This window comes from Streptomyces carminius (assembly GCF_002794255.1).
Lineage (GTDB): Bacteria > Actinomycetota > Actinomycetes > Streptomycetales > Streptomycetaceae > Streptomyces > Streptomyces carminius.
In genome coordinates this window covers 57,062-68,272 of the sequence record NZ_PGGW01000039.1, presented here as the reverse complement: position 1 = coordinate 68,272, position 11,211 = coordinate 57,062, and the positions used below count along the sequence as shown (strand labels likewise).

11 protein-coding genes are annotated in these 11,211 nt (G+C 73.0%); 7 read left to right on the top strand and 4 right to left on the bottom strand.

Translation table 11 applies throughout. The annotated features are described in order from the left end of the window. Window positions 1–12: 12 nt before the first annotated feature. The 3 genes from CUT44_RS33040 to CUT44_RS10785 all read left to right on the top strand — a co-directional run bounded on the left by CUT44_RS33040 (window position 13) and on the right by CUT44_RS10785 (window position 2,061). Window positions 13–180, top strand: a complete 168-nt coding sequence (locus tag CUT44_RS33040; RefSeq protein ID WP_158239587.1) for a hypothetical protein — start codon at window positions 13–15, stop codon at window positions 178–180. Window positions 181–287: 107 nt separating this feature from the next. Then, window positions 288–989 (top strand): GDSL-type esterase/lipase family protein, encoded by a 702-nt coding sequence (locus CUT44_RS10790; RefSeq protein ID WP_100201894.1) that lies wholly within the window; start codon window positions 288–290, stop codon window positions 987–989. Between the two features lie 85 nt (window positions 990–1,074). After that, window positions 1,075–2,061 (top strand): aldo/keto reductase, encoded by a 987-nt coding sequence (locus CUT44_RS10785; protein WP_100201712.1) that lies wholly within the window; start codon window positions 1,075–1,077, stop codon window positions 2,059–2,061. Window positions 2,062–2,407: 346 nt separating this feature from the next. Here the strand turns inward: CUT44_RS10785 and thpR are convergent, their stop codons facing one another. From thpR to CUT44_RS10765, 4 genes are all read right to left on the bottom strand, one after another. Continuing rightward, the gene (gene thpR / locus CUT44_RS10780) at window positions 2,408–2,974 is read right to left on the bottom strand and encodes an RNA 2',3'-cyclic phosphodiesterase (RefSeq protein ID WP_100201711.1); all 567 of its coding nucleotides are present in this window, start codon (window positions 2,972–2,974) and stop codon (window positions 2,408–2,410) included. Further along, on the bottom strand, window positions 2,971–4,500 hold the full coding sequence (locus tag CUT44_RS10775; protein WP_100201710.1) for an MFS transporter: 1,530 nt from the start codon (window positions 4,498–4,500) through the stop codon (window positions 2,971–2,973). The genes thpR and CUT44_RS10775 overlap by 4 nt, the downstream gene beginning before the upstream one ends. Window positions 4,501–4,545: 45 nt before the next feature. After that, window positions 4,546–4,983 (bottom strand): MarR family winged helix-turn-helix transcriptional regulator, encoded by a 438-nt coding sequence (locus CUT44_RS10770; RefSeq protein WP_100201893.1) that lies wholly within the window; start codon window positions 4,981–4,983, stop codon window positions 4,546–4,548. Between the two features lie 287 nt (window positions 4,984–5,270). Next, the gene (locus CUT44_RS10765; protein WP_100201709.1) at window positions 5,271–6,752 is read right to left on the bottom strand and encodes an NCS2 family permease; all 1,482 of its coding nucleotides are present in this window, start codon (window positions 6,750–6,752) and stop codon (window positions 5,271–5,273) included. A 304-nt stretch (window positions 6,753–7,056) separates the two neighbouring features. Between CUT44_RS10765 and CUT44_RS10760 the strand changes: the two genes are divergently transcribed. The 4 genes from CUT44_RS10760 (at window position 7,057) to CUT44_RS10745 (ending at window position 11,168) form a co-directional block, all read left to right on the top strand. Further along, window positions 7,057–7,380 (top strand): DUF2530 domain-containing protein, encoded by a 324-nt coding sequence (locus CUT44_RS10760; protein ID WP_233221337.1) that lies wholly within the window; start codon window positions 7,057–7,059, stop codon window positions 7,378–7,380. Window positions 7,381–7,537: 157 nt separating this feature from the next. Further along, window positions 7,538–7,876, top strand: a complete 339-nt coding sequence (locus tag CUT44_RS10755; protein WP_100201708.1) for a hypothetical protein — start codon at window positions 7,538–7,540, stop codon at window positions 7,874–7,876. Window positions 7,877–7,913: 37 nt separating this feature from the next. After that, window positions 7,914–8,522 carry a hypothetical protein gene (locus CUT44_RS10750; protein ID WP_100201707.1) on the top strand — a complete coding sequence of 203 codons (609 nt, stop codon included), beginning with the start codon at window positions 7,914–7,916 and terminating at the stop codon, window positions 8,520–8,522. 144 nt (window positions 8,523–8,666) lie between these two features. After that, complete coding sequence (locus CUT44_RS10745; protein ID WP_100201706.1) at window positions 8,667–11,168, top strand: HAD-IC family P-type ATPase; 2,502 nt, start codon at window positions 8,667–8,669, stop codon at window positions 11,166–11,168. The last annotated feature ends 43 nt before the right edge of the window (window positions 11,169–11,211 follow it).

The following is an 11,211-nucleotide window of genomic DNA, read 5'->3' as shown; positions in this document are numbered from 1 at the left end:
AGGAGAGCCGGTATGAGCGGTGTGAACGGTGTCGACCGGAACGAGCTGGACGAGACCATCGCCAAGGCGTTCAAGGAGGTCAGGACCGCGATCGACACCCACAGCGAGAAGAGCGTGCAGATGTACAGCAACGCCCTGCGGGCGCTGGTGGAACTGCGCCGGGAGGTCGGGGCCGAGTGACCCGGGCGGGGGCCGCCGGCGCTCCGGCGGCCCCCGCGCCCCCGTCCCGGCCCTCCGTGACAGGCATCACACCGCGGGTCACACCCGCCTTCCGGCAGGATGTGCCGATGCGCGTTCTGTTCGTCGGCGACTCCATGACCATCGGCGGCGCCGGTGAGCACACCTGGCGCCACCGCATGTGGCGCCACCTGGAGCGGACGTACGGCCGGCTCGGCGAGGCGTACGAGATCGTCGGCCCGCGCGACACGCTGTACGACGCGGCGGCCGGCACGCCCGTCTCCCACGACTACGCCGATCCCCGCTTCCCCGCGTCCGCCCGCCGCCATCTGGCGGGCTGGGGCGAGGGCTGGCTGCACATGGCACCACTGATCGGCGACGTGGTGCGCGAGCACCGCGCCGACACCCTGCTGGTCTCCCTGGGCCTGATCGACCTCGGTTTCTACACCGGCGCCGACGGCACCCTGGAGAACGTCCACCGCTTCCTGGCCGCGGCCCGCCGGGCCGAGCCGCGGCTGCGGGCGGTGCTGCTGCCGGTGATCCCCAACGTACGGGCCCGGCACGACGCCTTCTTCGCCGCCGAGTGCGAGCGCTTCAACGAGCTGCTGGCCAAGGCGGCGGCCGAGCTGTCCACGCCCGCCTCCCCCCTGCTGCCGGCCCCGCCGCCCGACTGGGACCTGGACCGCGACACCCACGACGGCACCCACCCCACCGCGTCCGGCGAGCACCGTCTCGCCGCCGCCTTCGCCGCCGTCCTGCACCGGGCCTGGGGCGTCGGCGGCCCGTACGCCGCGCCGGACGACGGCGTGTGAGGCCACCGGGCAACCGGGCGAAGCCCGGGCACCGCCACCGGGCGCCTCTTGCGTCGAGCGCACTCGAACACGTTGGCTGTAGGACATGAAGTACACGCAGCTCGGACGCACCGGTCTCCAGGTCAGCCGACTGGTCCTCGGCACGATGAACTTCGGTCCGCAGACCGAGGAGGCCGAGAGCCACACCATCATGGACGCCGCACTCGACGCGGAAATCAACTTCTTCGACACCGCCAACGTCTACGGCTGGGGCGAGAACAAGGGCCGCACCGAGGAGATCATCGGCAACTGGTTCGCCAAGGGCGGCGGCCGCCGGGACAAGGTGGTGCTCGCCACCAAGGTGTACGGCAACATGGCCGCCACCGACGACGCCGTCTGGCCCAACCACCACAAGCTGTCGGCGCTGAACATCCGCCGGGCCGTCGAGGCCAGCCTGCGGCGGCTGAAGACCGACCACATCGACCTGTACCAGTTCCACCACGTGGACCGGAACACCCCCTGGGAAGAGATCTGGCAGGCCATGGACGTGCTGGTGCAGCAGGGCAAGGTGCTGTACGTCGGCTCGTCCAACTTCGCCGGCTGGCACATCGCGCAGGCCAACGAGACCGCCGCCCGCACGGGCCGGCTCGGGCTGGTCAGCGAGCAGTGCAAGTACAACCTGATCGAGCGCCGCGCCGAGATGGAGGTCATCCCGGCCGCGCGGGGCTACGGCCTGGGGGTCATCCCCTGGTCCCCGCTGAACTCGGGCCTGCTGGGCGGGGTGCTCCGCAAGGAGCGCGAGAACCCCGGCCGCCGCTCCTCGGAGGCGCTGGCGAACAACCCCGGCCTGCGCGATCAGGTCCAGGCGTACGAGGACCTGCTCGGCGAGCACGGTCTGGAGCCCGGCGAGGTCGCCCTGGCCTGGCTGCTCGCCCAGCCGGGTGTCACCGGTCCGATCATCGGGCCGCGCACCGCCGACCAGCTCGGCTCCGCGCTGCGCGCGGTGGAGCTGGAGCTCGGCGAGGAGCTGCTGTCCGCGCTGGACGAGGTCTTCCCGGGGCCGGGCCCGGCTCCGGAGGCGTTCGCCTGGTGACGGACCCAGGGCCGCGGGGCGTGTGACGGACGGCGGCCGTACGGGAACCCGTACGGCCGCCGCGCCGCCCGGGTCTGCCGCCGTCGGGCGGCCGGGTGGCTTCCCAGCGGCCGGACGGCACCGCTCCGGGCCACGGGTCCGGCAGGAGGCGGCGGTCATGCGGGCCCGGGCCGCGGCGGAGGCGACGGGGCGCTCCCCGGGCGGCGCGGCCGGTTGCCCGCCGCCAGGCCGTCCCGGTCAGCCGAGTACGGCCGCCAGGATCACCACGGCGAGCAGCAGCGCCAGTGCGCCGCTCACGATGCGGCTGCGGGTCTTCGGGTCCACGCCCCCACCGTAGCCCGCCCGGTCAGCCGTCCAGCGGCCAGGCCCGGAGCGTCTCGTAGCGGGGCTGCTCCCCGGGCACCCCGGAGCCGGGCAGGCGGCTGCGCACCAGGGTCAGCTCGTGCGTCCGCCAGTCGCGGCCGGTGAAGCCGGCCAGGACCGCCGCGTACGGGCGCAGGTCCACCCGGGCGGTACGGCCGGCCCGGGCGAGGGTCAGGTGCGGCTTGTAGGGGCGCTCCTCCACCGGTACCCCGGCCCGGCGGGCCCCGGCCGCGACGGAGGCCGCCAGCCGGGTCAGGGCGGTGCGGTCGCCCTCCACCCCGGTCCACAGGACCCGGTCGCCGAACCGCCCGCCGCCGGACAGCCGCAGCCCGTGGGCGGGATGGCGGCGCGCGGCGCGGCCCAGGCGTTCGGTCAGCTCCGGCAGGAGGTCCTCGTCCACCTCGCCCAGGAAGGCGAGGGTGAGGTGCCGGCCCTCGGGCCGGGTCCAGCGCAGCCGGCCGGCGCCGGGCAGCGCCGTCAGCCGGTCCACCTCCGCCCCCAGTTCCGCCAGGGCGGCCGGGGGCGGCAGGACGGCCGTGAACAGTCTCATACCGGCATTTTCCCGCGGCGCTCCCGCCCCCGCTCCGGCGCGCGGACGGCGGCCGGGACGTTCCCCGTACCGGCCGGGGCGTTCTCCTTGCCGGCGGGGGACGGACCGGGGGCGGCCGTCCCGCCCGCTATGTCCCCCGGCTCCCCTTTCCCCTCCGGCGCCGCTCCTCCGCCGGGCCTGCCCGGCCCCGCCACCACCGGCACGAACACCATCCGGCGGCGGCCGTGCCGCAGCTCGATCCGGGGACGCAGCCCGCTGATCCGGGCCAGCACCAGGCCGGAGGCGACGGCGGCCAGCGCGGAGACCAGGCCGCCGGACAGCAGGCCGATCCGCGCCCCGTAGGCGTCGGTGACCCAGCCCACGACCGGTGCGCCGATCGGGGTGCCGCCCAGGAACACCATCATGTACAGGCTCATCACCCGGCCGCGCATGGCCGGATCGGAGGCGAGCTGGATGCTGGAGTTCGCGGTGACGATGAAGGTCATGCTGACCACGCCGAGCGGCACCATCAGGGCGGCGAAGAGCCAGAACGACGGGGAGAGCGCCACCGTCACCTCCAGCACGCCGAACAGCAGCGCGGCACCGACCATGATCCGCATCCGGCTCGTGCCGCGGCGGGCGGCGAGCAGCGCGCCGGTCACCGAGCCGACCGCCATCAGGGTGTTGAGCATGCCGTAGGTCCCCGCGCCCTCCTCGAAGACCTTGTCGGTGAAGGCGGAGAGCCAGATCGGGAAGTTGAAGCCGAAGGTCCCGACGAAGCCCACGAGCGTGATCGGCCAGATCAGCTCCGGCCGGCTCCTGACGTAGCGCAGGCCCTCCCGCAACTGTCCCTTGGTGCGCGGGGCGCGCTCGATGACGTGCAGCTCGGCGGAGCGCATCAGCAGCAGTCCGGCGATCGGCGCGAGGAAGGACAGCCCGTTGAGCAGGAACGCCCAGCCGCTGCCCACCGCCGTGATCAGCACACCGGCGACGGCCGGGCCGATCAGCCGGGCGGACTGGAAGTTGGCGCTGTTGAGCGAGACTGCGTTGGGGAGCTGCTCGGGGCCGACCATCTCGGACACGAAGGTCTGCCGGGCGGGGTTGTCGACGACGGTCGCCAGGCCCAGGACGAGGGCCAGCGCGTAGACGTGCCAGACCTGGACCTGGCCGCTGAGGGTCAGCGCGGCGAGCGCGAGCCCGGTCAGGCCCATCGCCGTCTGGGTGATCAGCAGCAGCCGGCGCTTGGCGTAGCGGTCGGCGATGACCCCGCCGTACAGGCCGAGGAGCAGCATGGGGAGGAACTGCAGCGCGGTGGTGATGCCGACGGCCGTGGCCGAACCGGTGATGCTGAGCACCAGCCAGTCCTGCGCGATCCGCTGCATCCAGGTGCCGGTGTTGGAGACGAGCTGCCCCATCGCGAACAACCGGTAGTTGCGGATGCGCAGCGAGCTGAACATCGAGGGCCTGGCGGGCTCCTCGGCGGTGGTGCGGGTCTTGCTGTTCTCGTCAGGCGCGGGTGCGGAGTGTGCTCCGGTTCCCGGACTCAAGTCGGTTTCGCCTCCTCGTGTGCGACTCCTTCTGCTTCTGCCGCGCTACAGCTGCGCGAGCTTGTCCAGGACGGGTGCCGCCGCGCGCAGCAGCGCCCACTCGTCCTCGTCCAGACCGTCGGCGAGCCCGGCCAGCCAAGCGTTCCGCTTCTGGCGGCTGGCGGCCAGCACTTCCTCGGCCAGCTCGGTCTGGGTGACCACCTTCTGCCGGCGGTCGTCCCGGTGCGGCTCCAGCCGGACCAGGCCCTTGGCCTCCAGCATCGCCACGATGCGGGTCATCGACGGCGGCTGGACGTGTTCCCTGCGCGCCAGCTCGCCCGGAGTGGCCGAGCCGCAGCGGGCGAGGGTGCCGAGCACCGACATCTCGGTCGGGCTCAGCGACTCGTCCACGCGCTGGTGCCTGATGCGGCGGGCGAGGCGCATGGTGGCGGCACGCAGGGCGTTGACGGCCTCGGCGTCCTCGCCCCTGGACAGATCCGGCATGTTCATTAGCCTAACTCATTACTTCGCCTAATGACTGGCTCGGGGAAGGTTTGAGCAGGTGGCTTCCGTCACCGGCGCGGATTCGCGCGGAACGCGCGGTGTCCTGCCGGACGCGCCTTCCCCGCGAGCGCGCCCCCATGCGGCCGGCGGACGGTGGGGCACCCGCCTGTGGACGGGCCGCGCAACGGAGCAGGGGTGCCCGGACCGCGCGGTCCGGGCACCCCTGTCCCCATCAGCTGCCCCCGTCGACTGCCCCCGTCGCCCGCCCCGCTCGCGCCGCGGAGCGGTCAGCCGATCCCCAGCAACTGCTCGACCGGGTCGAGCAGGAAGTAGACCAGGAAGCAGGCACCGACGGCGTTCAGCAGCCACGGGATCCCGCGGAAGCGCCCGGTCGCGGTGCGCAGCAGGATGTAGGAGAGCACCCCGATGCCGATGCCGTTGGTGATGCTGTAGGTGAAGGGCATCGAGATCAGCGTCAGGAACGCCGGAACGGCGACGGTGTGGTCGCTCCAGTCGATGTCCCGCACGTTCGACGCCATGATCATGAAGCCGACGACGACCAGCGCCGGGGTGGCGGCGTGCGAGGGCACCACGGTGGCCAGCGGGGTGAAGACCAGGGCCAGCAGGAACAGGGTGCCGGTGGCGATGTTGGCCAGTCCGGTGCGGGCGCCCTCGCCGACGCCGGCGGTGGACTCCACGAAGCAGGTGTTGGCCGAGCAGGACCCGAGGCCGCCGCCCGCGACGGCGACGCCGTCCACCATCAGGATGCGGCCCATGCGGGGCACCCGGCCCTGCTCGTCGGTCAGCCGCGCCTCGTGGCCGACACCGATGATCGTGCCCATCGCGTCGAAGAAACCGGACAGCAGCACGGTGAAGACGAACAGCGAGCCGGTCAGCACGCCGACCTCCGCGAAGCCGCCGAAGAGGCTGACCTCGCCCAGCAGCCCGAAGTCGGGGGTGCTGACGATCTTCTCGGGCAGGTTCGGCACGGCCAGGCCCCAGGCCGAGTCGGGGATCTCGGCGATGGTGTTGATCACCACGGCCACCACGGTCATCGTCACGATGCTGATCAGGATCGCGCCCCTGACCCCCCGGGTGATCAGCACGAACGTCAGTGCCAGACCGAGCACGAAGACGAGCACCGGCCAGCCCGTGAGCTGACCGCCCTGGCCGAGGCCGAGCGGAACGGTGGTGTGCGCGGCGTCCGGGTTGCGGGTGACGAAGCCGGAGTCCACCAGGCCGATGAGGGTGATGAACAGGCCGATGCCGATGGCGATGGCCCGCCGCAGCCCGCCGGGGATGACGTTCATGATGCGTTCCCGCAGCCCGGAGGCGACCAGGACCATCAGCACCAGGCCCGCCAGGACGACCATGCCCATCGCGTCGGGCCAGCTCATCTGGGGCGCGAGCTGGAGGGATACCACGGCGTTGATGCCCAGGCCGGCGGCCAGGGCGATGGGGACGTTGCCGATGACCCCCATCAGGACGGTGGTGAGTCCGGCGATCAGCGCGGTGGCGGTGACGAGCTGGGCGTTGTCGAGCTGCTGGCCGAACTTGTCGGTGCCCGCGCCGAGGATGATCGGGTTCAGCACGATGATGTAGGCCATCGCGAAGAAGGTGGCGAGTCCGCCACGCAGCTCGCGGCCCACGGTCGAGCCTCGCTCGGAGAGTTTGAAGAACCGGTCGAGGCCGCTGTCGGGCGGCGGGGTTCCGGAGTCCTTGCCGGGGGCGGCCGGGTTTTCCGGAGCGGCGGGGGCCGGAGCGGGCATGCGTGACCTTCGGTGAGCGGTACGGAGATCGTTCCTGGGCGTTCCGGCGGAGGGGGCGGCCCGCCCCAGGTGCCTTCAGTATGAACGCGCCATGACCGGCAAAGGACATCTGCGCGCGTAGACATTCCGCTCCCCTCCCGTGACCCTCCCCACACGCTCCGCCCCTCCCGCCGGCCCCCGTCCAACCACCGGTTGGGCCGTCCGGCCCACCCCGGGCGGCACCACCGCACCACGTGGTTACGCTGGTCCCAGCCGCCGCGGGACACGGCGGACCACGGGGTGACCAGGACCGAAGGGGCCGACGATGGGCTTGAGCAGGTGGACTGACGGGAAGCGGGAGGCGCCCGAGCCACTGGAGGGCAACATCGTCGCCGTCGTCGTGGGCGGCACGGTCATCTGGTTCACGATGTTCCTGGTCCAGCTCCCCTTCTACGGCTGGTTCGCCGACCACGACCGCACCTGGTGGCTGTGGACCTGCCTGGCGGGCGGCGTCCTGGGCCTGTACGGCATCTGGTTCGTCCGCCGCCGCGAGGCGGCGATCCGGCGCGCCCGGCGCACGGCGGACGACCCGGGCGGCACCGGGGACGCCCCGGACCCCGGCGCCGGCGGACAACCGGGCACGACGTAACCGATCACGTTCCCACACCGTGCTCCTCGGCTCAACCCCGGCCCGCGCGCCGACCGCCCGCCCGGGCACCCACCGCGACCGCACGGACACCGCAGCCGCCGTACGTTCGGGGCGCTGATCCGGCCGACCACCGGACGGTTCCCGACAAGGAGCAGATATGCGCGTGCGCCGTATGGCCGCCCTCGCGACCGTGACGACCGGCCTCCTGGCCGCCCTGGCCGTCCCGGCCTCGGCCATCGAGATCCCCCTGCCCGGCCGCGGCAGCGGGATGACCCTCTGCAACGAGCGTGCCCAGAGCATCACCGGGGAGTTCCCGCGGCGGGGCGGCTGGAGCACGACCCTGATCCGGCCCGGCACCTGCTGGAGCAACCCCATCGCCGGCGGACAGGCCGACGAGCAGGTCGTGGTCTACGCCCACTACGACGGCGGCCACAAGCTCGCCGTGGACCACTTCTTCTACGACAGCCGCACCTGGCACACCCGCGTCGTCCGCTGACCCGGCGCTGCCCGGTCCCGCACCGCCGCGTACGGCGGTGCGGGACCGCCGGGGCAGAGAACCCTTCCCCATCCTCCCCGCGGAAAGTCCCCGCCCCGCCCCCCACCCCGCCCACCGGGGCACCGCCACGGACCGGCACCGACCCTCCGGGCGGGCCGGAGGGAGGAACGGCCCCTACACCAGCGCGTGCGGAGCCTTCAGCTCCGGATCGTCCCGCCCCCTTCAGCCACACCCCCGCGCCGTCACCTGGCACGGTTACCGTCCGGGACATCCCGATCCGGCCGATCACCGGACGGTTCCCGAAAGGAGTCCCGTACTCACGAAGGTCAAGCGCCGCGCCGCGGCCCTCGCCGCCCTGACCACCGCGTCCACCGTCCTCCTCGCCGGTCTGGCGACCCCGGCGAACGCCGCCGGCGGCGGACTGAACCTCTGCAACGAGAGCGCCCACCCCATCAGCGCGGAGTTCCCGCTGCGGAGCTTCGGCACCTTCCCGGTCAGCCCGGGCACCTGCCACAAAACGAGCCTGAGCAACGGACGGCCCAACGAGCAGGTCGTGATCTACGTCCACCACAGCGGCGGCCACAAGCTCGCCGTGGAGCACTTCTTCTACGACAGCCGCGTCTGGACCGGTCGCGTCATCCGCTGACCCGGCGCACCGGGCTCCCGCCGCCCCGCACGGCGGCGGGAGCCCGGAAGGGCACGTCCGTCACCCCCGATTCCCCCCGGATGTCTCCCCCCGTCGTCCCGGCCCCCGCGCGCCGGACCGCCTTCACCTCGTACTGTCTGCGTCATGACGGAACGGGTCGACACCACACGCGGCGCCACGGCACCGCCCGACGGCACGGCGCTCGCCGTGCCGCACCCCCGCCCCGGAGGCGGTACCGCGCCCGGCACCACGGACACCGGTCCGGCCCCGGATCCGGCCGCCCCCGGCCTGACCACCGCCCAGGTCGCCGAGCGCGTCGCCCGCGGCGAGGTCAACGACGTCCCGGTGCGGTCCTCCCGCTCCACCGCCGACATCGTCCGGGCCAACGTCTTCACCCGCTTCAACGCCATCATCGGCGTCCTGTTCGCGATCATCCTGGTCGTCGGCCCCATCCAGGACGGCCTGTTCGGCTTCGTCATCCTCGCCAACACCCTCATCGGCATCATCCAGGAGCTGCGCGCCAAGCGGACCCTGGACAGCCTGGCCGTCATCGGCGAGGCCAGGCCCACCGTCCGCCGCGACGGGACCGCGACCGAGATCCGCACCAACGAGATCGTCCTGGGCGACGTGGTGGAGCTCGGCCCCGGCGAGAAGGTCGTCGTGGACGGCACCGTCGTCGAGTCCGACGGGCTGGAGATCGACGAGTCGCTGCTCACCGGCGAGGCCGACCCGGTGCACAAGCGGCCCGGCGACACCGTGATGTCCGGCAGCTTCGTCGTCGCCGGCGGCGGCGCCTTCACCACCACCCGGGTCGGCCGCGAGGCGTACGCCGCCCAGCTCGCCGAGGAGGCGTCCCGCTTCACGCTCGTCCACTCCGAGCTGCGCAGCGGCATCAGCCAGATCCTCAAGTACATCACCTGGATGATCGTCCCGGCCGCGGCCGGCCTGGTGCTCAGCCAGATGTTCGTCGAGGACCAGAGCGCCGACGAGGCGATCCGCCGCATGGTCGGCGGCATCGTGCCGATGGTCCCCGAGGGCCTGGTCCTGCTGACCTCCATCGCCTTCGCCATCGGCGTCATCCGGCTCGGCAGGCAGCAGTGCCTGGTGCAGGAGCTGCCCGCCATCGAGGGCCTGGCCCGCGTCGACACCGTCTGCCTGGACAAGACCGGCACCCTCACCGAGGGCGGCATGGACGTGGCCGAGGTGCGCCCGCTGAACGGCACCGCCCCGGCGTACGTACGGCAGGTCCTCGCCGCCTTCGGCGGCAGCGACCCGCGCCCCAACGCCAGCCTCACGGCGATCGTCGACGCCCACCCCGCCGAACTCGCCGCGGACTGGCGCTGCGGCGGCGCCCTGCCGTTCTCCTCCGCCCGCAAGTACAGCGGCGCCCGCCTCACCGAACCGGACGGCACCGGGCACACCTGGCTGCTGGGCGCCCCGGACGTCCTCCTCGACTCAGCCGACCCCGGGCAGGCCGCCACCCTCGCCGAGACCGACCGGCTCAACGAGGAGGGACTGCGGGTGCTGCTGCTGGCCCGCACCTCCCGCCCGCTGGACGCCCCCGAACTCGCCGCCGACCCGACCACCGCCACCGAGCCGGCCGCCCTGGTCGTCCTGGAGCAGCGGCTGCGCCCCGAGGCCCCGGCCACGCTGCGCTACTTCGCCGACCAGGACATCTCGGCGAAGGTGATATCCGGCGACAACGCCGTCTCCGTCGGCGCCGTCGCCGCCAAGCTCGGCCTGCCCGGCGCGAAGTCCACCGTCGACGCCCGCACCCTCCCCGCCGACCGCGAGGAACTGGCGACGGCCCTGGAAGAGGGCGCGGTCTTCGGCCGTGTCACCCCGCAGCAGAAGCGCGACATGGTCGGCGCCCTCCAGTCCCGCGGCCACACCGTCGCCATGACCGGCGACGGCGTCAACGACGTCCTGGCCCTGAAGGACGCCGACATCGGCGTCTCCATGGGCTCGGGCTCGGAGGCCACCAAGGCCGTCGCACAGATCGTGCTGCTGAACAACTCCTTCGCCACCCTGCCCTCGGTCGTCGCCGAGGGCCGCCGCGTCATCGGCAACATCGAGCGCGTCGCCAACCTCTTCCTCACCAAGACCGTCTACTCGGTACTGCTGGCGCTGCTGGTCATCTGCTCCCAGGTGCCCTACCCGTTCCTGCCCCGCCATCTGACCCTGCTGGGCGGCCTGACCATCGGCATCCCCGCCTTCTTCCTGGCCCTGGCCCCCAACAAGGAGCGCGCCCGCCCGCACTTCGTGCGCCGGGTGATGCGGTACGCGGTCCCCTCCGGCGTCATCGCCGCGACGGCCACCTTCTCCGTCTACCTGCTGGCCCGCTCCCACTACACCGGCCCCGACGCGCTGGCCGCCGAGACCAGCGCGGCGACGCTGACGCTGTTCCTGGTCGCGCTGTGGGTGCTGGCGATCGTCGCCCGCCCCTACACCTGGTGGCGGATCGGTCTGGTGCTCACCATGGCGTCGGCGTTCGCGGTCGTCCAGGTGACCCCGTTCCTCCAGGAGTTCTTCGCGCTGCGCCTGGTGGGCACGGTGCTCCCGTGGACGGCGGTCGCCGTCGCGGCGGCCTCCGCGGTGCTCCTGGAGCTGGCCTGGCGCTGGGTGGGCCGCCGCTTCCCGGACTGACGCCCAGCAGACGTACGGCGCGCGACGGGGCGCCCGGAAGCGG